The sequence below is a fragment of the Halorubrum persicum genome, from assembly GCF_002727125.1.
Taxonomy (GTDB): Archaea; Halobacteriota; Halobacteria; order Halobacteriales; family Haloferacaceae; genus Halorubrum; species Halorubrum persicum.
Genome location: NZ_NHOA01000149.1, coordinates 80,038 through 104,259, shown reverse-complemented (window position 1 = coordinate 104,259; position 24,222 = coordinate 80,038). Strand labels below are relative to the sequence as shown.

General features: G+C 71.2%; 19 protein-coding genes. 12 read left to right on the top strand and 7 right to left on the bottom strand.

Going from position 1 to position 24,222, the window contains the following annotated elements:
- A partial coding sequence (locus DJ69_RS16685) for an AAA family ATPase (RefSeq protein WP_099256648.1) occupies positions 1 to 1,817 on the bottom strand: 1,817 nt, incomplete at its 3' end.
- Positions 1,818 to 1,935: 118 nt separating this feature from the next.
- Here DJ69_RS16685 and endA point away from each other — a divergent pair.
- Positions 1,936 to 3,108, top strand: coding sequence for a tRNA-intron lyase (gene endA / locus DJ69_RS16680; RefSeq protein WP_099256647.1), 1,173 nt, complete (start codon positions 1,936 to 1,938; stop codon positions 3,106 to 3,108).
- Between the two features lie 28 nt (positions 3,109 to 3,136).
- On the opposite strand, the gene DJ69_RS16675 is transcribed toward endA, so the two are convergent.
- On the bottom strand, positions 3,137 to 4,972 hold the full coding sequence (locus DJ69_RS16675) for a bacterio-opsin activator domain-containing protein (RefSeq protein WP_099256646.1): 1,836 nt from the start codon (positions 4,970 to 4,972) through the stop codon (positions 3,137 to 3,139).
- Between the two features lie 346 nt (positions 4,973 to 5,318).
- On the opposite strand from DJ69_RS16675, the gene DJ69_RS16670 reads away from it, so the two are divergent.
- From DJ69_RS16670 to DJ69_RS16650, 5 genes are read left to right on the top strand one after another with little or no spacing between them, the layout of a single operon-like run.
- On the top strand, positions 5,319 to 6,347 hold the full coding sequence (locus DJ69_RS16670; RefSeq protein ID WP_180271857.1) for a 4Fe-4S dicluster domain-containing protein: 1,029 nt from the start codon (positions 5,319 to 5,321) through the stop codon (positions 6,345 to 6,347).
- Between the two features lie 3 nt (positions 6,348 to 6,350).
- The gene (gene nrfD, locus DJ69_RS16665) at positions 6,351 to 7,622 is read left to right on the top strand and encodes an NrfD/PsrC family molybdoenzyme membrane anchor subunit (RefSeq protein ID WP_099256645.1); all 1,272 of its coding nucleotides are present in this window, start codon (positions 6,351 to 6,353) and stop codon (positions 7,620 to 7,622) included.
- Positions 7,619 to 10,876, top strand: a complete 3,258-nt coding sequence (locus DJ69_RS16660) for a molybdopterin-dependent oxidoreductase (RefSeq protein ID WP_099256644.1) — start codon at positions 7,619 to 7,621, stop codon at positions 10,874 to 10,876. The genes nrfD and DJ69_RS16660 overlap by 4 nt, the downstream gene beginning before the upstream one ends.
- Positions 10,877 to 10,881: 5 nt before the next feature.
- The gene (locus tag DJ69_RS16655; protein WP_180271856.1) at positions 10,882 to 11,598 is read left to right on the top strand and encodes a TorD/DmsD family molecular chaperone; all 717 of its coding nucleotides are present in this window, start codon (positions 10,882 to 10,884) and stop codon (positions 11,596 to 11,598) included.
- A gap of 11 nt (positions 11,599 to 11,609) precedes the next feature.
- Positions 11,610 to 12,689 (top strand): Mrp/NBP35 family ATP-binding protein, encoded by a 1,080-nt coding sequence (locus DJ69_RS16650; RefSeq protein ID WP_180271855.1) that lies wholly within the window; start codon positions 11,610 to 11,612, stop codon positions 12,687 to 12,689.
- Between the two features lie 110 nt (positions 12,690 to 12,799).
- Here DJ69_RS16650 and DJ69_RS16645 read toward each other — a convergent pair whose 3' ends face one another.
- Positions 12,800 to 13,297, bottom strand: a complete 498-nt coding sequence (locus tag DJ69_RS16645; protein ID WP_099256643.1) for a hypothetical protein — start codon at positions 13,295 to 13,297, stop codon at positions 12,800 to 12,802.
- 131 nt (positions 13,298 to 13,428) lie between these two features.
- Between DJ69_RS16645 and DJ69_RS16640 the strand changes: the two genes are divergently transcribed.
- Entirely contained in the window at positions 13,429 to 14,031 is a 603-nt protein-coding gene (locus tag DJ69_RS16640; RefSeq protein ID WP_099256642.1) for an LURP-one-related/scramblase family protein, read from the top strand.
- A 28-nt stretch (positions 14,032 to 14,059) separates the two neighbouring features.
- Here DJ69_RS16640 and serS read toward each other — a convergent pair whose 3' ends face one another.
- The 3 genes from serS to DJ69_RS16625 form a co-directional block, all read right to left on the bottom strand.
- Positions 14,060 to 15,430, bottom strand: coding sequence for a serine--tRNA ligase (gene serS / locus DJ69_RS16635; protein ID WP_099256641.1), 1,371 nt, complete (start codon positions 15,428 to 15,430; stop codon positions 14,060 to 14,062).
- Between the two features lie 92 nt (positions 15,431 to 15,522).
- On the bottom strand, positions 15,523 to 15,762 hold the full coding sequence (locus tag DJ69_RS16630; RefSeq protein ID WP_099256640.1) for a hypothetical protein: 240 nt from the start codon (positions 15,760 to 15,762) through the stop codon (positions 15,523 to 15,525).
- Between the two features lie 114 nt (positions 15,763 to 15,876).
- Positions 15,877 to 16,473 carry a hypothetical protein gene (locus tag DJ69_RS16625; RefSeq protein WP_245851748.1) on the bottom strand — a complete coding sequence of 199 codons (597 nt, stop codon included), beginning with the start codon at positions 16,471 to 16,473 and terminating at the stop codon, positions 15,877 to 15,879.
- A 138-nt stretch (positions 16,474 to 16,611) separates the two neighbouring features.
- Here DJ69_RS16625 and DJ69_RS16620 point away from each other — a divergent pair, with 138 nt between their 5' ends.
- From DJ69_RS16620 to yciH, 5 genes are all read left to right on the top strand, one after another.
- Positions 16,612 to 17,934 carry a dihydroorotase gene (locus DJ69_RS16620; RefSeq protein ID WP_099256639.1) on the top strand — a complete coding sequence of 441 codons (1,323 nt, stop codon included), beginning with the start codon at positions 16,612 to 16,614 and terminating at the stop codon, positions 17,932 to 17,934.
- A 390-nt stretch (positions 17,935 to 18,324) separates the two neighbouring features.
- Positions 18,325 to 19,245: an AAA family ATPase gene (locus DJ69_RS16615; protein ID WP_394338371.1), complete on the top strand. Its 921-nt coding sequence runs from the start codon at positions 18,325 to 18,327 to the stop codon at positions 19,243 to 19,245.
- A 4-nt stretch (positions 19,246 to 19,249) separates the two neighbouring features.
- Positions 19,250 to 20,314 carry a DUF58 domain-containing protein gene (locus DJ69_RS16610; protein ID WP_099256637.1) on the top strand — a complete coding sequence of 355 codons (1,065 nt, stop codon included), beginning with the start codon at positions 19,250 to 19,252 and terminating at the stop codon, positions 20,312 to 20,314.
- Complete coding sequence (locus DJ69_RS16605; RefSeq protein ID WP_099256636.1) at positions 20,311 to 22,659, top strand: transglutaminase domain-containing protein; 2,349 nt, start codon at positions 20,311 to 20,313, stop codon at positions 22,657 to 22,659. Before DJ69_RS16610 ends, DJ69_RS16605 begins: the two co-directional genes overlap by 4 nt.
- 93 nt (positions 22,660 to 22,752) lie before the next feature.
- Positions 22,753 to 23,046, top strand: a complete 294-nt coding sequence (gene yciH / locus DJ69_RS16600) for a stress response translation initiation inhibitor YciH (RefSeq protein WP_004046732.1) — start codon at positions 22,753 to 22,755, stop codon at positions 23,044 to 23,046.
- Positions 23,047 to 23,213: 167 nt separating this feature from the next.
- On the opposite strand, the gene DJ69_RS16595 is transcribed toward yciH, so the two are convergent.
- A complete protein-coding gene (locus tag DJ69_RS16595) occupies positions 23,214 to 24,077 on the bottom strand; it encodes a geranylgeranylglycerol-phosphate geranylgeranyltransferase (protein ID WP_180271854.1) in 864 nt (287 codons plus the stop codon).
- Between the last annotated feature and the right edge of the window lie 145 nt (positions 24,078 to 24,222).

Below are 24,222 nucleotides of genomic sequence, written 5' to 3'. Positions count from 1 at the left end.
GCGTCGATCTCGTCGAAGAAGACGATCGCGGGCGCCGCCTGCCGGGCGCGGTCGAACAGCTCCCGGACCGCCTTCTCGGACTCGCCCACGTACCGGTCGAGCAGCTCGGGACCGGCCACCTGGATGAAGTTCACGCCGCTCTCGCCCGCGATCGCCCGCGCGAGCAGGGTCTTCCCGGTGCCCGGCGGCCCGTGGAGCAGGACGCCGGTCGGCGGGTCGGCGTCGGCGGCCTCGAACAGCGGCCCGTACGTCAGCGGCCACGTGACGGCGCGCTCCAGCCGCTCTTTCGCCTCCGGGAGGCCGCCCACGTCGGCGAAGTCGGTGGTCGGCTGCTCGGCGACGTACTCGCGCATCGCGCTCGGCTCGACGTTCGCGTGGGCGGCCTCGAAGTCGGCCTTCCCGACGGTCACGTCGTCGAGGGCCGCGGCGTCGGACTCGCGGGCGCGCCGCAGCGCGGTCATCGCCGCCTCCTGCGTGAGCCCCTCGATGTCGGCGCCGACGAACCCGTGGGTCCGCGACGCGATGCGGTCCAGGTCCACGCCGTCGGCGAGGGGCATCCGGCGCGTGTGCACGTCGAGGATCTGCCGGCGTCCCGCCTCGCCGGGGACGCCGATCTCGATCTCGCGGTCGAACCGACCGCCGCGTCTGAGCGCGGGGTCGAGGGTGTCGACGCGGTTGGTCGCGCCGATGACGATCACGTCGCCGCGGGCGTCGAGCCCGTCCATCAGCGAGAGGAGCTGCCCGACGACGCGGTTCTCCACGTCGCCGCCGTCGTCGCGCTTCCCCGCGATCGAGTCGATCTCGTCGAAGAAGATGATGGCGGGCGCGTCCTCGCTGGCCCGCTCGAACACGTCCCGCAGACGCTCCTCCGACTCGCCCTTGTACTTCGACATGATCTCGGGGCCGTCGACCGTGATGAACGTCGCGTCGACCTCGTTGGCGACGGCGCGGGCGATCAGCGTCTTCCCGGTGCCCGGCGGCCCGTGGAGCAGGACGCCCTTCGGCGGGTCGATCCCGAGCCGGGTGAACACGCCGGGCTCCGAGAGGGGGAGCTCGATCGTCTCGCGCACCAGCTCCAGCTCCTCGTCGAGTCCCCCGATGTCCTCGTAGGTCGCGCCCGCGGTGTGCTCCGCCGGAGGTGTGGTCCTGCTCCCGCCGGACCGAGCGTCGGGTCCGGAGGTCCCGGTTCCCGAGCTGTCGCCCCCGGCGGAGCCGGCGGACCGGTCCGCGGGAGAGTCGCCTCCCGATCGCGCTGCGGGAGCGCTCCGGTCGTCGCGCCGGGCGCTCGTGTCGGACCGCGACTCCGCCTCGCCCCCGTACGTCACCGACACGTCGGTCAGGGTCGTGACGCGGACCGTGCCCGCCGGCTCCGTCTCGGCGACGACGAACCGGATTCCGCCGAGCCGCTCGACGTGGACGGCCTCGTCCTCGGTGACGGGGCGGTCGCGGAGGTCGCGGGCGAGCGCGCGCTCGACCACCTCGCGGCTCACGTCGACGTCGGCGAGCTCCGCGGGCGCGGTGAGGACCACGCGGTCGGCGTCCCCGACCTCGACGGGAGCGACCGTGACCGTGTCTCCGACCTTCACCCCGGCGTTCGCGCGCGTGTCGGCGTCGATGAGGACGGAGCTCTCTCGCGCGTCCGCGCCGCCGGGCCACACCTTCGCGACCGCGGTGCGCTCGCCGCGGATCTCGACGGTGTCGCCGCTGAGGAGGCCGAGTCGCTTCCGGGAGGATTCGGGGAGCCGAGCGATGCCCCGGCCCGCGTCCCGCTTCTCGGCGGCACGCACCGTGAGCCGGAGGCCGGCGGTATCGTTCATACGCTCCGTTCCGGCCACTGACCCTTTACCCTTACCCGGCAGGGGCCCCTCCGCCGCCGAACGTCCGCTCCCGTCGCCGACCGCAACCCCCTTACCCCGGCCGGACCCGTCGTTCGATATGCAACCGACAGGGCACCTGCGCGGCGACGCCGTTCACGTCGCCGGCGACGCCCGCCAGCGGTTCCACGACTCCGGCGGCTACGGTCGCCCGCTCGAGGGCAACGAGATCGCGCTCTCGCGCGTCGAGGCCGCTCACCTGCTGTTCCGCGGGGACCTCTCGGGGGTCACGATCGACGCGGACGGCGACGAGGCCGGCTTCGAGCGCTTCTTCGTCGAGAGCGCCGCCGCGGCCGACCGCTTCGCGGTGCGCTACCTCGTCTACGCCGACCTGCGCGACCGCGGCTTCTACCTCTCGCCCGCCCGCGAGCCGTGGCCGGGCGGCGACATCGACGCGCCCGACGCGGTCGACTTCATCGCCTACGAGCGCGGCTCGACGCCCGACACGGGGAACGTCAAATACCCCGTGCAGGTCGTGGGCGAGCGCGAGTCGCTCCGGGCGGCCGGACTCGCGGGACGCACCCTCGCGGTCGTCGACGAGGAGTCGGACATCACGTACTTCGCGGCGACCGAGGGCGGCGTCTCTGGCGCGACCGACTACGAGCCGCCGAACCGCCTGCTGGGCGTCCTCCTCGCCGACCGCGTCGTCGTCTGGGACGCCCCCGAGGGGCTCTACGAGCGCGGCTTCTACGGTCAGCCGCTCACCGGCCGCGCCGCGGCGATCGAGGGCGCGGTCCAGCTCTCCCTCGTCGAGGCCGCGTCGCTCGCGGCCGACGGCGTGCTCTCGCTGTCGGCGTCGGTGGACGCGGCGGGCCACTCCGCCGGCGAGGCCGCCACAGAGGCGGACGGCCCCGCGGCCGCGGTCGTCGCCCGCGGTCGCGACGTGGAGGGCGAGCGCTTCGACCGCCGGCTCGCGGTGTACAGGCGCCTCCGGGAGGCCGACGCCGTCCCGAAGACCGGCTTCAAGTTCGGCGCGGACTTCCGGACCTACCTCGACGTGGAGACGGTCGAGGACCTGCCGCACTCCGAGCACCTCGTTCGCGTCGTCGAAGCCGATCACCGGTTCTCGCCGCGCGAGCTCTCGCTCGACGTGCGGCTCGCGGGCGGCGTCCGCAAGGAGATGGTGTTCGCGCTGACCGCGGTGGGCGACGACGGCCGCGGCGGGACCGCAGATGAGGGCGGGGTCCGCGACGCCGACGTGGAGTGGGCCTCGATCGGCCGGCTGACGCCGTAGCCGACTGGATATCCGGCCTGCGAACGGTTCACGACACCGTCACGGTGTCGTCGAACAGCGCGGAGAACAGCTTGCTTTCGGCCGCGCGGAGGTGCTGTGTGAACGTCGTCTGAGAGATGTCCATCATCGACGCCACCTCCTCGCCGGTGTGGTCGCGGGGCCACTCGAAGAACCCGGCGAAGTGCGCGGTGCGCGCCGCTTCGCGCTGTCGGTCCGTCAGCGCTCCGGCCAGCTGCTTCCGGAAGCCGGCCTCGGTCTGGATGTCTCGCTCGCGCTCGCGCTGCGCGATGAGCGTCAGCCCGTCGTACGCCGTCTGGAGGGCGTCGACGACCGACCGGATGTCGTTCGAACTGGCGACGTGGGCGACCAGCGTCCCGCTCGTCCCGGCGACCGAGAGAGCGTCGATGCCCGCCCCGTACTGCGCCAGCGTCGCGACGATCGACCGCTCGTCGATCGAGACCCGGAACAGAGAGCGCCCCTCGTGGGTGTAGACGTGCTGTGCCGCGTCGATGCGGTCGGTCTCGGCGACGTACTCGGCGACGGCCTCCGGCTCGGCGTCCGCGACGGTGACGTACTGGACGCGATCGCCTTCGCTGCCGCCGACGTACTCGACGCCGACCGTGCAGTCGAGCCGCGCCGCCATGTTCGCCAACGGCTCGTCGATCCCGGTCAGCTGGAACTCCAGTTCGGTGACGCTGTCCGCGGCGAGCGTCCGCTTGGTCTCGACGGCGCTGATCGCGTCCGCGACGGTGCGACCCAGTTCGGCGAAGATGTCGCGTTCGATCAGGTCGAACGCGTCGGCGTTGCGGGTCATCACGACGAGCACGCCGTACTCCGCGCCGCGGTACGCGAGCGGCACCACGACGCAGTGCGCCTCGCCGGGACGCCCGGCGAGGTCGTCCGTCTCGGTGAACACCGGACGGGAGCTGTCGAGCGCCGCTTCGATCGGCGTCGGATCGGTGTCACACAGCCCCTCGATATGGCCGTGGAGCGAGTCGATGTCGGTCCCCGCACACGAGCGCGGACTGACGGTGCCGTCGACGAGCCCGCGGCCGCCGGTCCACGCCACGTCGAAGAGCTCCGAGGACGCGAACTGCTCGCACACCTCGGATTCGATCTCCTCTCTCGTCGACGCCGCGACGAGCTCCCGATTGACGTCACGGAGCACCTCGTTGGTGTTGTTCAGGAGGGTCAACCGCTCGTTCTGGTCTTCGATGCGCAGCTCGCGCTCCTTCCGTTCGGTGACGTCGCGCTCGATCGCGACGTAGCGCTCCGGCTCCCCGTCTTCGGTGATCGGCGCGATCGTCGCGTCGATCCAGCAGAGCTCCCCCGATTTCCGGCGGTTCGTCAGCTCTCCCTCCCAGACCGAGCCGGATTCGATCTGTTCCCAGAGCCCTTGGTAGAACTCGTCGTCGTGTTTCCCCGACTGCCAGAGTCGCGGGTTCTCGCCGATCACCTCGTCCGGTTCGTATCCCGTGACCGTCTCGACGGCCGGGTTCGCGTACTCGATCGTCCCCTCCGGATCGGTGAGGAAGATCGCGTGACCGGCGTGTTCGATGGCTTTCCGGAACCCTCGGAGCCGCTCGTTCGCGCTCTGTAACTGCGCTTTGACGGCGTCCTCCTCGTCGATGTATTCGGAGAGGTAGTACACCGTCAGCAGGGTGAGCCCGCTCACGATGAGCCCGGGGAGCTCCTCGATCCCCGTTGTCGCCGTTCGGACGGTGAGCAGCTGCCGCAGCGTCATGAAGGCCAAAAGCAGCGTCAGGAAGCCGAACCGCCGATCGCGGGTGCTCGCGAGCAGCATGATCGAGTACCCGACGCCGAGCAGCCGAAGCCCGATCGAGAGCGCGATGATCCAGTTCATGCGCTCCGTCGCCCCCCTCGGCGGACGGTCGTCGCCGCTCCGCCGACCGTTCGTCTCGGTCGGTACGATTCGTTCATAATCGGGAGGTGTCAGTTCTCGTTGATAATGTCGGCGGTCGGCGGCGCGCGGCGCGAAGCGAACCCGTTCGGGGGAGCGACCCCCCGATCCAAACAGTATTGGTACCCGGAGTATGGGGTATCTCTTCGGGAGTCACCCGGGGCAAACTGTATTGGTATCACCCTTTCCACCGGGCTCTGTGTACGTTTACGTGTATGAGTTCCCGGACCAACCCGCCGGCGCGGCCCCGACCGCTCGGCGACGAGACGACTGGCAACGGGTGGTGGCGATGAGCACCGCTGACGACGGGGACACCCTCCCCGGTATCCCGAACGTCGGGAAGGCCGACCTCGACGCGATGGTGGAGAACGAACGGCCCGACCCGCGGGAGGAGCTCGCGGACGTCGAGGCGGACACCGACCTCGGCGTTTCGATGGCCGAAGACGCCCAGAGCGTCGCCCGGGGTGAGATCTCCGGCGACGAGTACTGGGAGAAGTACGACGAGGCCGCCGCCGAGGAGTTCGGCGACGCGTACCGCGAGACGCCGAACCCGGCGGTCGACGCCGGCGACCAGACCGTCTCGACGGAGACGGCCGAGTCGCTGAGCTGCGCCGTCGGATCGATGGACACGGTCTCGACGGAGACGGCGCAGGTCGACGACGGCGAGGGGGGGATCGGCACGGGCGGCGAGAAGTGGGGGATGGTGATCGACCTCCAGAAATGCGTCGGCTGTGACTCGTGTACGGTCGCGTGCAAGTCCGAGAACCGGACCCCGCCCGGGGTCTCGTACAACGTCGTGATGGAGGAGGAACACGGCGAGTTCCCGAACGTCACGCGGACGAACGTCCCGCGCCCGTGTATGCAGTGTGACAACCCGCCGTGCGTCCAGGTGTGTCCCGTCTCGGCGACGTACAAGATGGACGACGGCGTGGTCAACATCGACTACGACCGGTGTATCGGCTGCCGGTACTGTAACATCGCCTGCCCGTACGGCGCGCGGTACTTCGACTTCGGCGAGAACTACGACGACGAGGTCGAGGGAGCGGGCGAGATCACGAGCCCGGAGTACGGCGTCGACCGCGGATCACGCGAGGAGGGGAAGTCGCCGATCGGCAACATCCGCAAGTGTAGCTTCTGTACGCATCGGCTGGAGCGAGGCGAGGAGCCGGCCTGCGTCGAGACGTGCGTCGGCGACGCCCGGAACATGGGCGATCTCGAGAACCCCGACAGCGACGTCGCACAGATGGCCGACTCGTCGCGCGCGTTCCAACTGAAAGAGGACGAGGGGACCGACCCCAACGTCTACTACCTCAAGTGACCCATGTCAACACAACGCTCACGCTTCGAGTTCGATCCGGGGTTCGAGGACGACAGGTTACGCGTCGCCTGGTACGCGGTCGTCGGCGTTCTCGTCGCCGTCGGCGCGTACGCGACGTACCTCCGGCTCACGGGCGGCATGGCGAGTACCAACCTCACGAGCATCGTCCCGTGGGGCGCGTGGGTCGCCTTCTACATCTACTTCGTCGGCCTCTCCGCCGGGGCGTTCCTCGTGAGCACGATGGCCAACGTCTTCGAGGTCGAGGGGATGCACAGGATCGACCGCGAGGCGCTGTTCGCGGCCATAATCAGCATGGCGGTGGCGCTGCTGTTCGTCTGGATCGACCTCGGGCGGATGGACCGGATGTACTTCCCGTTCATCTGGCGCCAGCTGACCTCGGCGCTCTCGTGGGAGGTCCACGCCTACGTGGCCTACATCGGGATTCTGGTCACGGAGCTGTACTTCTCGATGCGGATCGACCTCGCGCGGGTCGCCGAGCGCACCTCCGGGCTCAGAGAGCGGTTCTACGCGGCGCTCGCGCTCGGCCGACTCGACACGAGCGAGGAGTCGCAGGCGTTCGACCAGCGCTGGCTCAAGCGGGCCGGCATCGTCGGCATCCCGCTGGCGATCTTCATGGTCCACGGCGGCACCGGCGTGCTGTTCGCCGTCTCGAAGGCCCGTCCGTACTGGAACAGCGGACTGTTCCCGGTGATCTTCGTCGTCTCGGCGCTGCTCAGCGGGACCGCGCTCGTGATGATGATCTACGTGCTTCGGACCCGACTGTTCGACGGCGATTCGGTCGATCCGGACCTGCTCGATCGGCTCGCACAGCTGCTGATCGGGTTCATCATCGTCGACGCCGCCCTGACCGCCATCGAGACGTTCATCGCGATCGCCAGCCTCCACCCTCACGAGATCGAGACCTGGCAGGTGATCATGTACGGCCCGATGTCGTGGTCGTTCTGGTGGTTCATGATCGGCTTCAGCTGGGTGTTCCCGATGGTGCTGTTAAGCAAGCGGTCCTGGCGGCGCACGCCGTCGGTGATGGTGCTGGCCGGACTGAGCGTCGTCATCGGAATCATCGCGGTGCGGTTCAACATCGTCGTTCCGGCGCAGGTCATGCCGGTGATGGAGGGGCTCCCCCACGGGTCCTACTTCCCGACCCTCGTCGAGTGGGGGACGAGCGTCGGCATGATCGGCGTCGGCCTGCTGTTGTACACGCTGGGTGCGGAGACGCTTCCGCTGACCCCGCTCTCTGGAGGTGACCACGAATGAGTACTGACGATTCCGGCGAGGACGGCGCGGGCATTTCGCGCCGCGACTTCGTCAAGGCGGCCGGGAGTATCGGAGTCATCGCGGCGGCGAGCAACGCCGCGGTCGAGGTCGACGTCGACGACCTGTGGACGGACGACGAACACCACTACGTCGGCGACGAGTACGGCGAGTACGGCGCGAGCGACGTGATACACACCACCTGCGGCCAGTGTAACACGTTCTGCCCGATCAAGGTACAGCTCGCGGACGGGAGCGGCACCGGCGAGTACAGCTCGCTCGTCCGGAAGCTCGCCGGGAACCCGTACTCGTTCCTCAACACGCAGCCGTTCTCGCAGGTGCCCTACGAGAGCGATCCGGAGGACGTGGCGATGGGCGACGTCGAGGGGAGCGGCGACGTCGACACCGATCGGTGGTCGCTCTCGGGCGGCCGGATCTGCCTGAAGGGACAGGCGGGCATCCAGACCGCTTTCGACAGCTACCGCGTCCGACAGCCGATGAAGCGCGTCGGCCCGCGCGGCTCGGGCGAGTGGAAGACCGTCTCGTGGGAGCAGGCGATTCAGGACATCGTCGAGGGCGACGACGACCTCGGCCACCCCGGACTCGAAGACATCTGGGGATACGCCCCGCAGGAGGCGGTGATGAGCGACTGGGAGGCCGTCCAGAACGGCGAGCTGTCCAAGTCGGAGTTCGACGAGAAGTACGCGGACGACCTCATCGACACCGACCACCCCGATCTGGGCCCGAAGTCCAACCAGATCGTCGACGTCGGCGGGTTCCGCCGAAACTTCATTCGAAACCGGCTCTGGCACCAGGGGCTCGGATCGATAAACAGCATCCACCACGCCGGGACCTGCGGGGTCTCGAGCGTGATGGGCAACGTCCGCTCCCACGGCGCCAAGAAGAAGCGGCAGTACCCCGACATCGAGAACTGCGAGTACCTCATCGCGTGGGGGACCAACCCCATGGTCGCCAACAAGGGGCCGACGTGGCTCGCGCCGAAGCTGACGAACGCCATCGAGGACGGCATGCGGATGGACGTCGTCGACCCGCGGCTGTCGAAGACCGCGGAGAAGGCCGACACGTGGGTGCCGGTCGAACCCGGCGCGGACGGCGCGCTCGCGCTCGGGATGGCGCGGTGGATCATCGAGAACGACCGCCACGACCTGACGTACCTCCAGAACCCGTCGCAGTCGGCCGCGAGCGACGACGACGAGCCCACGTGGAGCGACGCGACGCACCTCGTCCTCGTCGACGAGCCGGCGGGACCGAAGGCGCGCGCCGGCGACCTCGGGCTCGTTCCGGAGGACGCCGACACCGCCGACGACTTCGTCGCCGTCGACGCGGCGACGGGCGAGCCGCGCCCCGCGAGCGAGGTCGACACGGCGGTCCTCGACGTCGACGTGACGGTCGACGGGAGGGCGGTTCGAAGCGTCTGGAGCCAGTACCGCGAGCGCGTCTTCGAACACACCGTCGAGGAGTACGCCGAGATGGCCGGCGTGCCCGCCGACCAGATCGCCGAGATCGCGGACGAGTTCACCAGTCACGGCAAGCGCGCGGCGATCATGGCCTACCGCGGCCCGGCGAAGCACACCAACGGCTTCTACAACACGCGGGCGATCGCCACCCTCCAGCACCTCATCGGGAACTACGACTGGAAGGGCGGCCAGATCACGCCGTACGCGGGCTACGACACCATGTCCGGGCGGTACGAACTCGGCTCCGTCCCGGACGGGCACTCGCCGTGGGGGATCCCCCTGCTCCGGGGCGGCGTCAACTACGAGGACACCTCGCTGTTCGACCGCGACGACGGCTACCCGGCGAAGCGGCCGTGGTTCCCCGTCGCGCCGCCGCAGGCGACCCAAGAGCTCTACGGCAGCGCCGCCGACGAGTACCCGTACGGGGTCGAGGCGCTGTTCATCCGGCCCTACTCGAACAACCACGTGATGGCGGTCGCCGGCGGCGACGAGATCCCGGCGATCATCAAAGACACCGAGACGATCCCGCTGATCGTCGCCTCGGACACGGTCATCGGGGAGACGAGCCGGTACGCCGACTACATCCTGCCGGAGCCGACCTACCTCGAACGGTGGGAGAACTTCGGGACGTACCCGAACAAGCGGCTGGCCGACGAGAAGATCAGTCAGCCGGCGGTGTCGGTCGTCCCCAACGCGCGTCCGTTCGAGGACGTGCTCATCGAGCTGTGGTCGGAGCTCGACCTGCCCGGCGTTGGTGAGGGTGCCATCCCCGACGCGAACGGCGACCTGTGGCCGCTTGAACGGGCCGAGGACTTCTACCTGAAGCTGGCCGCCAATATCGCGTATAGCCGCGACCCGGTCGAAGACGCGAGCGAGGACGAGCGACGGGTGTTCCGGGAGAGCCACGAGAGCGGCCTCGGCGAGGGGTTCGACCTCGACCGCTGGAAGGCAGCGGTCACCGACGAGGAGTGGCCGAAGGTCGTCACCGTGTTGAACCGGGGCGGCCGCTTCGAGGAGCCGACCGAGGGCTACGACGAGGCGTTCGCCGAGCACGGTCACGGCTACGACTACGCCGAGCGCGGGGACGACTCGAACGCCTACGACGGCGATCACATGCGGTACAAACTCGGGTCGCGGGTCGACTTCTACAGCGAGGTCGTCCCGAACGGGAAACACTCCTTCACCGGCGAGCGGTTCGACCCGCTTCCGAAGGTCGACGACGTCGAGCACTACGACGGCACCGTACAGGCCGCGGTGAGCGGCGACGACGACCGGGAGCGGCCGTTCCGGCTGATCAACTGGAAGCCGCGGACCCAGGGGATGCACCGCACCCAGAACAGCCCGTGGCTCCGGGAGACGCGTCCCGAGAACCCGCTGTGGATCAACGCTCAGGACGCCGAGGAGCGGGGCATCGAGAACGGCGACGAGATCGCCATCGACGCCGGTCGCAAGACCGTCGACGGCGTCGCGATGGTCACGGGCGGCATCCGTCCGGGCGTCGTCGGCGCGATGTGGGGCTGGGGCCGGACCGGTGACGGGGCGACGGCCGAGACGATCGACGGCGAAACGCAGCCGGCGGTCGAGGCCGACGGCCACAGCGACTACCAGTTCGACGAGCCGATGAGCGAGGAGGCCGGGTACGCGAAGGGCCGCGACGCCGGCTTCGCGATCAACCACATCCAGCCGTTAGACGAGAGACTCGGCGACACCGGCCTCTCGGACCTGGTCGGCGGGAGCAACGCGCAGTACGACGCCTTCGTCGACGTGGAGCGGCGGTGATCCGCATGTCCGGACCCACTCCCGACACCCTCGACGAGGCGGCGATTGCGACGGCCCGTGCGCGGCTATACGGCCTGCTGGCCGCGACCTTCGACGGCGAGGCCGAGACGATCGCTGCCGCGCTCGAAGGGGAAGCGTTCGCGGCCGTCGCCGAGGCGTTCCCGATCGACATCGCGACGGCGAACCTCCGCGGCGACGGCCACGACGCGGAGTCGCTGAAGATCGGGTACGACAACCTGTTCGTCGTGCCGGGACGCCACTACGTTCCGCCGTTCGCGTCCGCCCACGCGGTCGACCCGAGCGAGGAGTTCGAGTCGGACTCCCGGTACCACACCGCCGGGGAGGCCGGCGAACTGCTCGGCGATCCGGCCGCCGACATGGCGCAGCTGTACGCCGCCGCCGGCTTCTCGCCCGAGCGGGGCGACGACATCCCCGACCACGTCGCCGCCTCCTTCGAGTTCATGCGCGCGCTCTGCGAGCGGGAGGCGGCGCTCCTCGAGGGCGACGGACGCGAGGGGAGCCTCGACGCGGTCCGCGACCTCCAGGCCCGGACGCTCTCCCGGCTGGGGTGGATCGACCGGTTCGAAGACGCCGTCGCGGACCGCGACACCGTCGAAGGCGTCTTCGCCGCGATCGCTCGCCTCGCGCGGACGTTCACCGCCTGGGACGCACAGGAAGTCGTCGACGCCGACGACCGGCCGTCCGAAACCACACCCGCGTAACCACACGACCAATGACAACCACCGACATTTCAGACGCAGACCTCCGCGATCGCCTCCGCGCCGTCGACGACCCGGCGCTCGGTACAGACATCGTCAGCGCCGGCCTCGTCACCGACGTTGCCGTCGAGGACGGGACCGCCGCCGTCGAGCTCGCGCTCGGCGCGCCGCACGCGCCGGACGAGGCCGCCATCGCGGAGCGCGTCCGCGAGGTCGCCGACGGCGCGGGGATCGACACCGAGCTCTCGGCGAGCGTGCCGCTGTTCGACGCCGCCGAGTCGTCGGTCCTGCCGGGCGTCAAGAACGTGATCGCCGTCGCCTCCGGCAAGGGGGGCGTCGGGAAAAGCACCGTCGCCGTCAACCTCGCCGCCGGCCTCGCCGACCGCGGGGCGAACGTCGGGCTGTTCGACGCCGACGTGTACGGCCCGAACGTTCCCCAGATGCTCGGCGCCGACGCCGACCCGGACGTGGCGACCGTCGACGGCGAGGACCGGATCGAACCGCCGACCGCTCACGGGCTCAAACTGATGAGCGTCGGCCTGCTGATCGACGAGGACGATCCGGTCGTCTGGCGCGGACCGGTCGCACAGAACACGCTCACCGACCTCTTCGAGGACGTGTCGTGGGGATCCCTGGACTACCTCGTGGTGGACCTGCCGCCGGGGACCGGCGACGTCCAGTTGACGGTGCTGCAGAACCTCCCCGTCACGGGGACGGTCGTCGTCACGACACCGCAGTCCGTCGCCGTGGGCGACACCCGCCGCGGCGTTCAGATGTTCGGGGAGTACCAGACGAACGTGTTGGGCGTCGTCGAGAACATGAGCGGGTTCGTCTGCCCCGGTTGCGGGGACACACACGACATCTTCGGCGAGGACGGCGGCCGGACGCTCGCCGATTCGGTCGATGTCCCGTACCTCGGATCGCTGCCGCTGGATCCGGCCGTCCGCGCGGGAGCCGACGACGGCGAGCCGATCGTGACCAGTGACGACGGCGACGCCGCGGCGGCGTTCCGCGACCTGTCGGCCGCGGTGGCGAACAAAGTCGGAGTCCTCCGCCGCCACCACCGACAGCAGCAGAGCGAGGAACCGAACTAAGCCGAGAGGCGCACCGGGGTCGACCCCGTCGTGCGGCGGTAGAGCGGAACCGAACTGCTACGCCGCGCCGCAGACGCGGAGCCCCTCGATCGGTCGGCTGACGCCGTCGTTCACTCCGTGATCCGGAAGGGGATGACGTAGGTCCGGTCGTTCGCCCGGAGCGAGAAGACGTACTCGCCCGACCGGTCGAGCACCGCGTCGCGGCGGTCGGACGCGTCCGACGCGGTCGGATCGTAGCGGAGCTCCCACGTCTGCGTCTCGTCGGGTGCCAGTTCGATCACGGTCAGGTTGTGCGTTCCCGCCGGCGCGTTCGCCGCCGTCCGCCACTCGGGCGCGTCTGCTCCCGAGCCGGCGGCGTTCCGGAAGACTGCCCACCGGTCCGGGTTGACCGGGACTGCCTCCTCGCCCACGCTCGTGGCGGTGACGCGGACGGTCTCGCCGTCCCGCTCGAGGGACAGCGAGAGGCCGCCCGCCTGTTGGTCAGGGCACACCGGATCGTCGACCCGTTCGCCGTCCGGTCCTATCTCGGGGCAGGCCGGAGCCCCGCCCGACAGGCAGCCGGCGACGACGACGAGGCACCCGATCGCGACGAGCGCGAGTCGAGACATTACCGTCACGACGGCGCGCCGGCGAAAAAGGTGTGCCGAAGGCTACGGCGATCGCTTGAGCCACCGCGTCCGGGCGCGGGCGCCGTCGGGAGAGCGGGAGGTTTTTCCGGCGGTGACGCGCTTCGACACCCATGACCGATCCCTCCAGGTCCCCGTCCGCGCCGAGCACGTACGACATCTCCACGGTCGACCTCGACGGCGACCGATACGAGGTGACGCAGTCGATGGTCCGAAACAAGTACACCGTCCGCGACGGCGCCGGCGACGTCGTCTTGCGCGGGAAACAGAAGCTGTTCAAACTGAAAGAGGAGTTCCCGTTCGTCACCGGCGACGGCGACGACGCGTTCTCGGTGAAGGCGGGCGGTATCATGGACATCGCGGGGAACTACGCGATCACCGACGCGGGCACCGGCGAGGAGGTCGTCGTCCTCGACGAGGACTACTCGCTGTTCATGGAAAACTGGACGATCCGCGACCCCGAGACCGGGGAGGCGCTGGCGACGATTCGGTCGAAGAACAAGCTCTTGGCGGCGCTCCGGCACCTCGTCGGCGCCGCGAACCTCGTCCCGAACAAGTACGAGATATTCGACGCCGACGGCGACCACGTCGGCGACATCGAGGGGAAGTTCTCCCTGCGCGACGCCTACACCGTCACCATCGACGACGCCAGCGACGTGCCGAAGGAGGCGGTCATCGCCTCCGCGTGTATCCTCGACGCGCTCGAAAACAAGTAGCGGCGGTGACGAGTTCGGCGGAGGACGCCTACTCGCCGCCCAGCTTCGACTCGCCGACCGCGTCGTGGCCCTCGATGACCTCCGTGCCGCCCATGTACGGGCGCAGCGCCTCGGGAACGGTGACGGTGCCGTCGTCGTTCTGGTAGTACTCCAGGATGGCGACGACGATCCGCGGGACCGCGAGCCCCGACCCGTTCAGCGTGTGCAGGAACTCCGCGGACTCGTGGTGCTCCTCGCGGTACCGGATCCCCGCGCGGCGCGCCTGGAAGTCACCGAAGTTCGAGACCGAGGAGACCTCCAGCCAGCGGCCGCCCCGTGCGGGGCCCTCGTCCATGTCGTCGGCCGGCGCCCACACTTCGATGTCGTACTTCTTCGCCTGCGTGAACCCCAGATCGCCGGTGCACATCTCCAGGATCCGGTACGGGAGCTCGAGGCGTCGGAGCACCTCCTCGGCCTCGTCGACGAGCCCCTCGAAGCGCTCGTCGCTCTCGTCGGGCCGCACGAAGTTCACCATCTCCACCTTGTTGAACTGGTGGACGCGGACGATGCCGCGCGTCTCGGTGCCGTGCTCGCCGGCCTCCTGCCGGAAGTTCGGCGTGTACGCCTGGTACTTCAGCGGGAGGTCCTCGCCCAGGAGGATCTCGTCGCGGTGGAGGTTGGTGACGGGCACCTCCGCGGTCGGGAGCAGCCAGAGGTCGTCGTCGTCGTACGCCTCCTCGTTGGTGCCCTCGACGCGGTAGGCGTCCTCGGTGAACTTCGGGAGCTGGCCGGTTCCCCGCATCGACGCGGAGTTGACCGGGATCGGCGGGAACACGTCTTCGTACCCCTGCTCGCGGTGCACGTCGAGCATGAACTGGATCAGCGCGTGCTCCAGCCGCGCGCCGTCCCCCTTCGCGACGTAGAAGCCGCCGCCGGCGACCTTCGCGCCGCGCTCGAAGTCGAGGATCTCGAGCTCCTCGCCCAGGTCGTAGTGCGGCTCCACGTCGGCCGGGAGCTCGCGGATGTCGTCGAACCCCTCGCGGCGCCGCTCCCGGTTCTCAGACTCGTCGGCGCCGACCGGCACCGACTCGTCCGGAATCTGCGGGAGCTCGAGCAGGGACGCCTCCAGTTCGGCCTCCAGCTCGTCGGCGCGCTCCTCGATCTCCTGCAGCTCCGACTTGAGCTCCTGCGAGTGCTCGATCGCCTCCTGGGCCGCCTCCTCCTTCCCGTCGGCCTTCAGCTCGCCGATCTTCGAGGAGACCTCGTTGCGCTCGTGCCGGAGGTCGTCGCCGCGGCTCTTCAGGTCTCGCCACTCCTCGTCGACGTCGAGTATCCGGTCGAGGTCCACGTCGACGCCCTTGTCGGCGAGCGCCTCGCGGACGACTTCTGGGTTCTCCCGGACGAACTGTCGAGACAGCATTTGTCGGGGATTCCGCGGGACGACCCAAAACCGTATCGGAGCGTCGGCACCGGTTGGCACGGGGTCGACCGGTGATCGGTCGGGATCGGCGGTCAGGGGAAGATCGCTTGGCTCGTGAACAGCATGAGCAGCGCGAGGCCGGCGACGACGACGCCCATGATCCGCATCAGCAGGAGCCGCGTCCCGCTCGGCTCGAGCCGTTGCGTCGAGCCGTCGGGGGAGCGCAGCTGCCACGCGGTCATCCGCCGGGGGAACGCGGCCATCGCCAGCGCGCCCGCCGCGACGAGGAGGGGGACGACGACGAAGAACAGTCGGAGGGGTGCGGGGAACATGTCGACTGGTAGCCCGCTCGGGTCAACAAAGTGTTACGATACTGAACGCACCCGGTACTGAACGCGCCCGGACCGCCCCTGCGATCCGCCGTGCCGGCCCGGCCACGGTCGTTGTCAGTACCCGCCCGGTAGCGCGAGCCCAATCGACAGCGCGATCAGCGGCACCGCGGCGACGAGCGCGTACCACAGCCCGGCGGCGACGAGAAGCGCCCACGTCCCCGGCCCGTATCCGGTCGGGTCCCAGTCGACGCCGAGCCGCGGGAGCCCGAGCACGGCGAGCGCCGGGACGCCGGCCCCGACGCCGATCCCGCCGAACAGCGCGGTGTCGATGAACCCCTCGCTCCAGCCGGGGCCCGCCGAGTCGACGAGTCCGACGGTGAGCAGGATCCCGGCGAGGTACGGGACCGAGAGGGCCAGCGCGACGCCGACGTACGATGGCACGAGCCGGTCCGCCGGCGGGAGCGCGACGAACAGCGCCCGGAACCGCGCCGCGAGCAGGAAAGGGGTCCAACACACGGCGGCGACGACGCCGGGGAGCGCGACCAGCACGAGCGTGAAGAGCCAGCCGATCGCCGTGTCGATGACCGCCGGGACGGCCGCGGCGACCGGAGCGAGGTCGCCGACGGGGACGGCGTCAAGGCCGGACCGAACGGTGTGAGGGTCGGGGCGAACGGGAACCGCGGAGAGCGCGGAAAGCGGGGGGAGGGCCATACCGCAACTGGGTCTCGCGCCCGACAAACGCTTTGTGGTGGGCCGCGCGTCGTCCTCACGGATCCGCCGAGGTCTCGACCGCCGCGACCGAGGCGTCCGAACCACACGGTTTAAGCGGCGCGCCGCGAGCGCGTACCCATGCTCATCACGGGTGCGGAGCTGGCCGACGGGCGGGTCCGCGACGTTCGGGTTCGCGACGGGACGGTGGACGCGGTCGAGCCGACGAATGCCGGCCTCGACGCCGACGCGGGCGAGCGCGTCGTCGACGCGCGGGGGCGCCATCTCCTGCCCGGCGCGGTCGACGTGCACGTCCACTTCCGCGAGCCGGGTGCGAGCCACAAGGAGACGTGGACCTCGGGCTCGCGGGGCGCGGCCGCCGGCGGCGTCACGACCGTCGTCGACCAGCCGAACACCTCGCCGCCGACCGTCGACGGCGACGCCTTCGACGAGAAGGCCGACCTCGCCGCGCCCGCGCTCGTCGACTACGGGATCAACGGCGGCGTCACCGCCGACTGGGACCCCGAGAGCCTCTTCGAGCGCCCCCTGTTCGCGCTCGGCGAGGTGTTCCTCGCCGACTCGACCGGCGAGATGGGGATCGCGCTGGACCTGTTCGCGGAGGCGCTCACCGAGGCCGCCGCCCGAGACGTGCCCGTCACGGTCCACGCGGAGGACGAGACCCTGTTCGACGAGGGCGCGCTCGACGGCGACCTCGGGGGCGTCGGCACCGCCGCGAACGCCGACGCGTGGTCGGCCTACCGGACCGCCGAGGCCGAGGCCGCGGCGGTCGAGCGCGCGCTCGAGGCCGGCGCGGAGAGCGACGCGCAGGTCCACATCGCGCACACGTCGACGCCCGAGGGGGTCGACGCGGTGACCGACGCGGGCGCGACCTGCGAGGTGACGCCGCACCACCTCTTCCTGTCGCGCGAGGACGCGGGGCGGCTCGGGACGTTCGGGCGGATGAACCCGCCGCTCCGCTCCGAGGAGCGGCGAGCCGGCGTCTTCGAGCGGCTCCGCGACGGCGACATCGACGTGGTCGCCACCGACCACGCGCCCCACACGGTCGCCGAGAAGCGGCAGGGGCTCGCCGACGCGCCGAGCGGCGTGCCGGGCGTGGAGACGCTTTATCCGCTCCTCTTGGAGTCGGTGCGGAAGGGCAACCTCTCGCTGGAGCGCGTCCGCGACGTGGTCGCCGCCAACCCGGCGTCGATCTTCGGGATCGAGAGCAAGGGTCGGATCGAGCCGGGCGCCGACGCCGACCTCGTGTTGGTCGACCTGACGAACCCCCGCGAGATCGAGGCCGGCGCGCTCCACGGCGCGGCCGGCTGGACCCCCTTCGAGGGGTTGCTGGGCGTGTTCCCGGAGCTGACGACGGTCCGGGGCGAGGTCGTCTACGAGCGGGACCCGGTCACCGGCGCGGAGTCGTTCGGCGAGCCGGTCGGCCGGAACGTGCGGGAGCCGTAGGCCGTCGAGGGCGGTCGGAACGCGCGCGAGCGACGGCGGTCGAGGAGAATCGGAGGCGTCCAGAGGTAGTCGGAGAGACGCCGACACGGCGTTTCGGCGGAACGCATATCCCGCTTCCATCCTAATCCGAGATACATCTATGTCAATGGGTGCCACTCGCATGGTCTCTCCGGCTGGTCGGCGTGCGCCCAGATCGGAGCGGTGCGTTCCCGGGCCGAGCCTGGCGGCTCGGCCCGCGACCCACGGTGTGGACGACGAGCGACGCCGATGACTGATCCGGGGGAGACGGGGCCGCTGGGGCCGGGTGTCGACGGCGACGACGGTGGTGACAGCGATAGCGGCGTCGGCAGCGCCGATGACGACGGCGCCGCGGACGCCGGAAACGCCACGATGGAGCCCGCGGCGGTGGCCGCCCTCGCCGAGCGCGTCGCCGACAACGTCGAGGAGGTGATCGTCGGGAAGCGGGAGGCGGTCGACCACGTCGTGGTCACCCTGCTCGCCCGGGGCCACCTCCTCGTCGAGGACGTTCCCGGCGTCGGGAAGACGACCCTCGCGAAGGCGGTCGCGCGCTCGATCGACGGCTCGTTCAAGCGCGTCCAGTTCACCCCGGATCTGCTCCCCTCGGACGTGACGGGCGTCAACGTGTTCGACCAGCGCACCGACGAGTTCCAGTTCCAGCCGGGGCCGGTGTTCGCGAACGTCGTGCTCGGCGACGAGATCAACCGCGCGCCGCCGAAGACGCAGTCGGCCCTCCTCGAAGCGATGGAGGAGCGGCAGGTGACGACCGACGGGGACACCCGCGAGCTGCCGGACCCGTTCTGCGTGATCGCGACCCAAAACGACGTGGAGCCCGGCCAGACGTACGACCTGCCGGTCGCCGAGGTCGACCGGTTCACCAAGAAGATCCGGCTCGGCTACCCCGACACGGACGAGGAGGCGGAGATCATCGGCCGGATGGCCGGCGACCACCCGGTCGAGGCGGTCGAGCCGGTGGCGACGATCGGAGACGTTCGGCGCGCCCGGGCCGCGGTGGCCGCGATCGAGGCGACCGAGGCGCTGCGCCGATACGTAGCGCGGCTGGCGGTCCACACCCGGCGGAACGCCCGCCTCGGCGTCAGCCCCCGCGGGAGCCTCGCGCTGCTGCGAGCCGCGCAGGCGCGCGCCGCCCTCGACGGGCGCGACTACGTGATCCCCGACGACGTACAGGCCGAGGCGCCGACGGTGTTCGCCCACCGGATCCGGTCCGACTCCGGCGACGCCGACGGCGCGGAGATCGTCGCCGACGCGCTCGACCGGGTCTCCGTGGAGTGAGCCGATGCCGAAGGCGACCCTCACCCGGCGCGGTCGCGTCGTCGGCGCGGCCTGCGTGATCGGCGGGCTCCTGGGGCTGGCGGCGGGCGGACGCGCGCTCGACGCGGTCGTCCTCCCGGGGGTCGTCGCGCTCGTCGCCGGGTACGTCCAGCTGGCGAGAGTGGAGGACCCCGAGGTGCGCCGGGTCCCGCCTCGGGACGGGTTCGTCGGGGAGCGCCGCGAGGCCCGGATCGAGCTCCGACCGGCGACCGCCGGCGCCGCCGGGACGTATCTGGCGGCGATCGACGACGAGACGGACGACGGGCTGGAGGACCCCGAGGGGCCGATCCGCGCGTCGATCGGGGCGGGGCCGGTGACGTATCGGGTCCGGTATCTGAAACGGGGGGAGCGTCGGCTGGGGCCGGTCAGGGTGACCGCGACGGACGTGTTCGGGCTCTTCGACCGCGAGGTGGTCGTCGACGACACGGACGCGGCGACCGCGTATCCGGTCTGCCACCCGATCCCCGCGCGGTTCCGGCGGGAGCTGTACGCCGACGACGCGGTCGGCGCGAGCCGGCAGCGCGAGGAGTTCGACCGGCTGCGGGAGTACGCGCGCGGCGACGCGCTCCGCGACGTGCACTGGCCAACGACGGCGAAGCGCGACGAGATCGTGGTCAAGGAGTTCGCCGCGGAGACGCGGCGCGGGCGGGTGGCGATCGCGGGAGAGACCACCGGCGAGCGCGGGGGGGCCGACGCCCTCGCGAGCGCGGCCGCGAGCCTCGCGCTCGCCCTGCTCGACGACGGGGTCCCGGTGGACCTGACGCTGCCGGCCGGGAGCGTGTCGGTCCGGCCGGGACCGCAGGGGCGACGCGCCGTGCTCGAGCTGGCGGCGGTGACCGGTCCGGGCGCGGTCGCGGTCGACGACGCCGACGTGGCGGTGCTCGCCGACGCGGACGGTGCGCGGTATCGGACCGGGGGCCGGACCGTCGCCGTCGACGACCTCCGAGCGGCGGCGGACGGTGAATCCGAGGCGGAGCGTTCGAGAGCGACGGCGGCCGCTCCGACCGAGACGGAGGTGCGCGGGCGATGAGCGGTGGCGCGTCCGGGGATCGGGGGCGGGCCGAGGCCGCGAGACGGCGCGCGTCGGGAGCGCTTCCGGACCTCGGCGGGGCGGTGGCCGACGAGCCGGCGGACGACTGGCGCGGCTTCGCGGACCCCGCGGTCGTCGGCGTCGCGCTCGTCACCGCGGCGTACCTCGCCGTGTTCCTCGGGGCGACCGACGTGGTCGGCGGGACGGCGCGCACCGCCGCGGCCGTCTCGGTCGCGGGGGCCGCCGGCGCGGTCCTCGCCCGGGTCGTCACCGAGCGCACCGCCGTGCGGCTGACGGCGGCGCTGTTCGCGGCGGCGCTCGCGGGGTACTACTTCGCGGTCCCCGCGAGCCGGCGGGCCCTCTTCTCGGTCGAGAGCGTCGCGATCGACGTGGTGTCGCTTCTGACCGGGCTCTCCATCCTCCGGCTCGCGCTCGCGGACGTGTGGATCCTCGCCGTCGCGCCGGCGCCGACGTTCCTCGTCGTGTACCTCGTCGGGCGGGGGCGCCACGTCGAGGCGACCGCGGTGGCCGGCGGAACCCTCGGGTTCCTCGTCTGCACCGGCGACGCTGGAGGGCTGGCCGCGCTGGTCGGCGTCGTCGGCGCCGCGCTCGCGGCCGGGCTCTCGACGCTGTCGACGCCCGACGCGCTCCGGAGCCACGGCGACCAGCTCGCCGCGGTGTTGGCGGCGATGATCCTCGTGAGCGCGACGGTGACCGTGCTGCCGGCGGCCACGGCGCAGCCGTGGACGGGCGACCGCAGCCAGACGCTGGAGTCGTCGCTCGGCGCCGGCGACGAGGTGGAAGTGGTCGGCCCGACGCGGCTCTCCCCCGAGGTACGGTACGAGATCGAGAGCCCGGTCGCGTCGAACTGGCACGTCGCGGCCTACGACACCTACACCGGCGACGGCTGGGTGCGGTCGGGCGATCGGTCGACGCTGGACGGCTCGCTCGACGGGCCGCCCGGCGAGACGACGGCGGCGAACGTCACGGTCACCGCGCGGGTGGAGTCGACCGCGCTCCCCGCGCCGTGGCAGGCCGTGGACGTGCGCGGCGCGGGCGCCTCGGCCGTGCAGGTCGACGAGCGCGGCACGCTCCGGCTCGGCGCCGCGCTACGGCCGGGCGAGTCGACGACCGTCGAGAGCCGGGTGCTCGACGCGGAGCCGGCGGCGCTCCGGAACGCCAGCGCGGCGTACGACCCCGCGATCGAGGACCGCTACACGCAGCTTCCGGAGAGCACGCCGGACCGGGTCGGCGAACGCACCGAGGCGATCGTCGAGGCGGCGGACGCGGAGAACCCCTACGATCGGGCGGCCGCGATCGAGCGGTACCTGATCGAGGAGTACGACTACTCGCTCGCCGTCGAGAAACCCGAGGGCGACGTGGCCGACGCGTTCCTCTTCGAGATGGACGCCGGCTACTGCACGTACTTCGCGACGACGATGGTCGCGATGCTGCGCTCGCAGGGGATCCCGGCGCAGTTCGCGACCGGCTACTCCGAGGGCGATCGGGTCGGCGACGACCGGTACGTCGTCCGCGGGCAGGACGCCCACGCGTGGGTGCAGGTGTACTTCCCGGACCACGGCTGGGTCGCGTTCGACCCGACCCCGCCGAGCGAGCGCGCCGAGGCCCGGAGCGAACGGCTCGCCGAGGCCCGCCAGAGCGACGAAGCGGGGGTCGACACCGCGGCGTCGGAGCCGAGCGGCGGCCCGACGCCGGACCCGGGGGACGACGCGCCCGCCGGCGCGGAAGGCGAGCCGTCCCGGGAGGCGAACGGGAGCAACGGGGCCGGCGGCGACGAGGCGGGCGACGCCAACGGGACCGGCGCCTCGCTCGCCGAGGGGGGGTTCCCACAGGAGCGGCTCATCCAAGAGGGAACGCCCGCCGGCGTCGGCGGCCCGGGCGCTGGCGAGGGCGACGAGGGCGGGCTGCCGGTCCCGTCGCGGGAGGCGGTCGCGTACTGGCTGTTCGTCGTGACGATCGGCGTCGCCGGCGCGCGGCGGCTCGGCCTCGGTGGGCGCGCGCGCCGCGCCGTCCGGATCCGGACGCCTTGGGGGCGCGGGGAGCCGACCGAGGACGCGAAGCGGGCGTTCGCCGATTTGGAACACCTGCTGGCCCGGCGCTACCGGGAGCGGCGACCCGGGGAGACGCCGCGAGCGTACCTCGACGACCTCCCGCTCCGCGACGGCTCCGTCGACGAACGCGCGCGAGCGGTCCGCGAGACCTACGAGCGGGCAACGTACGCCGGAGCGGTGACGCGCGCGGAGGCGGACGAGGCGCGGCGAACGGTCCGCCGGCTCGCGCTGGAGCGGACGCCCGTGATCGGCCGGCTGTTCGCCCGGGAGTGACCGCGGCGCGGGTGAGCGGTCGCCGCCCTCGGCGTGTGCGACGGCCGCACTCCCGACACTATTTAATACGGGCACCATGTAGATTCAGCCGTAATGTCGGAAGTCTGCTCGACGTGCGGACTGCCCCAGGAACTCTGCGTCTGCGAGGACGTCGCGAAGGAGTCCCAGCAGATCAGCATCCGCATCGACGAGCGCAGGTACGGTAAGGAGGTAACGGTCATCGAAGGATTCGACCCGAAGGACGTGGACATGAGCTCCCTCTCGTCGGACCTCAAGTCCAAGTTCGCCTGCGGCGGCACCGTCGAGGACGGGGCCATCGAGCTGCAGGGGAACCACTCGGGTCGCGTGGAGGACTTCCTCCGCGACAAGGGCTTCAACGTCGCGTGACCGTCACCTGACCGTCCGCCGTCGAGCGAGCGACGTATCGCTGATTTTTGCCGATCTCGTTGGAAGAGCGACAGCGATAGCGATCGCACGGAATCGTCGGCGATCGCACGACGGCGTCGGCGACCGCACGTTGTCGGCCAACGCGCACGCTCGTTTCCGTCTCCGTTTCAAACCAACAACGCGGCCCGGCCGACGACGAACGCGACCGCCGCGAGGAACGTCCCGTACTTGAATCGCTGCTGGGCCGCCGTCGGGTCGGCGAACGCCTCGTAGCAGGCGTACAGCATGACCGCGTCGGCGACCCCGACGAGGACGAGGTAGGCGCCGCCGAACGTCTCGGTGAGGTACGGGAGCGGGCTGGCGGCGACGGCGACGGAGAGCGACCCCGCCGCGATCCACAGCGACCGGCGCTCGCCGATCGCGACGGGGAGCGTCCGGAGCCCCTCCTCGCGGTCGCCGACCACGTCTTCGACGTCTTTGATCACCTCGCGGGCGAACGTCGAGAGCGCCGCGAGCAGCGCGAGGACGACGACCGCCCCGGGGCGGCCGACGGCGGCGCCGCCGAACAGGAAGGTCGACCCCACGAGATACGAGACGAGGGCGTTGCCGAGCCCCGGCGTCCCCTTGAACACCGTCGTGTAGGTGACGAGGGCGACGAGGTTGACGGCGGCGATGGCGAGCGCCAGCCGCGGGAGCGCCAGCGCGAGGACGACGGCGGCCGCGAACCAGACGGCGGAGATCCCGAGCGCGCCCCGCGGCGACACCGCACCGCGCGGAATCGGACGGTCGGGCTGGTTGATCACGTCGATCTCGCGGTCGAAGTAGTCGTTGATCGCGTTGCCGGCGGCGACCGCGAACGCGGTGGTGACCGCGGCGATCGCCGCGGGGGCGAGCGCGTCGCCGGCGCCGGCGACGAACGCCCCGGTCGCGGTGAGGACCGCGGCGGCGACGCAGTTGCCGAGGCGTGCCAGTTCGAGGGCTCCGCGTGCTGTCTCGCGCACGTCATCTCCGTTCACCGCGGCGCGGCACATAAACGGCGCGGGATCTGACGGGGGCAGGAGCGGGGCCGGACTCCCGTCAGCCGCGTTCGACTACCACGCGCTCGGACCGGCCACGCGCGGGCCGACGCCCGTCGCACGCGTTCTCGGACACTGGGGATCCGCCGAGCCGCTAAGC

Bases quoted from the DNA above. Each gene is read 5' to 3' on its own strand.
- DJ69_RS16655 (WP_180271856.1), top strand. From the start codon at position 10,882: ATGTCCGGACCCACTCCCGACACCCTCGACGAGGCGGCGATTGCGACG.
- DJ69_RS16670 (WP_180271857.1), top strand. From the start codon at position 5,319: ATGAGCACCGCTGACGACGGGGACACCCTCCCCGGTATCCCGAACGTC.
- endA (WP_099256647.1), top strand. From the start codon at position 1,936: ATGCAACCGACAGGGCACCTGCGCGGCGACGCCGTTCACGTCGCCGGC.
- DJ69_RS16660 (WP_099256644.1), top strand. From the start codon at position 7,619: ATGAGTACTGACGATTCCGGCGAGGACGGCGCGGGCATTTCGCGCCGC.
- serS (WP_099256641.1), bottom strand. From the start codon at position 15,430: ATGCTGTCTCGACAGTTCGTCCGGGAGAACCCAGAAGTCGTCCGCGAG.
- DJ69_RS16645 (WP_099256643.1), bottom strand. From the start codon at position 13,297: ATGTCTCGACTCGCGCTCGTCGCGATCGGGTGCCTCGTCGTCGTCGCC.
- DJ69_RS16595 (WP_180271854.1), bottom strand. From the start codon at position 24,077: ATGTGCCGCGCCGCGGTGAACGGAGATGACGTGCGCGAGACAGCACGC.
- DJ69_RS16630 (WP_099256640.1), bottom strand. From the start codon at position 15,762: ATGTTCCCCGCACCCCTCCGACTGTTCTTCGTCGTCGTCCCCCTCCTC.
- DJ69_RS16610 (WP_099256637.1), top strand. From the start codon at position 19,250: ATGCCGAAGGCGACCCTCACCCGGCGCGGTCGCGTCGTCGGCGCGGCC.
- DJ69_RS16640 (WP_099256642.1), top strand. From the start codon at position 13,429: ATGACCGATCCCTCCAGGTCCCCGTCCGCGCCGAGCACGTACGACATC.
- DJ69_RS16625 (WP_245851748.1), bottom strand. From the start codon at position 16,473: ATGGCCCTCCCCCCGCTTTCCGCGCTCTCCGCGGTTCCCGTTCGCCCC.
- DJ69_RS16615 (WP_394338371.1), top strand. From the start codon at position 18,325: ATGGAGCCCGCGGCGGTGGCCGCCCTCGCCGAGCGCGTCGCCGACAAC.
- DJ69_RS16675 (WP_099256646.1), bottom strand. From the start codon at position 4,972: ATGAACTGGATCATCGCGCTCTCGATCGGGCTTCGGCTGCTCGGCGTC.
- DJ69_RS16650 (WP_180271855.1), top strand. From the start codon at position 11,610: ATGACAACCACCGACATTTCAGACGCAGACCTCCGCGATCGCCTCCGC.
- DJ69_RS16605 (WP_099256636.1), top strand. From the start codon at position 20,311: ATGAGCGGTGGCGCGTCCGGGGATCGGGGGCGGGCCGAGGCCGCGAGA.
- nrfD (WP_099256645.1), top strand. From the start codon at position 6,351: ATGTCAACACAACGCTCACGCTTCGAGTTCGATCCGGGGTTCGAGGAC.
- yciH (WP_004046732.1), top strand. From the start codon at position 22,753: ATGTCGGAAGTCTGCTCGACGTGCGGACTGCCCCAGGAACTCTGCGTC.
- DJ69_RS16620 (WP_099256639.1), top strand. From the start codon at position 16,612: ATGCTCATCACGGGTGCGGAGCTGGCCGACGGGCGGGTCCGCGACGTT.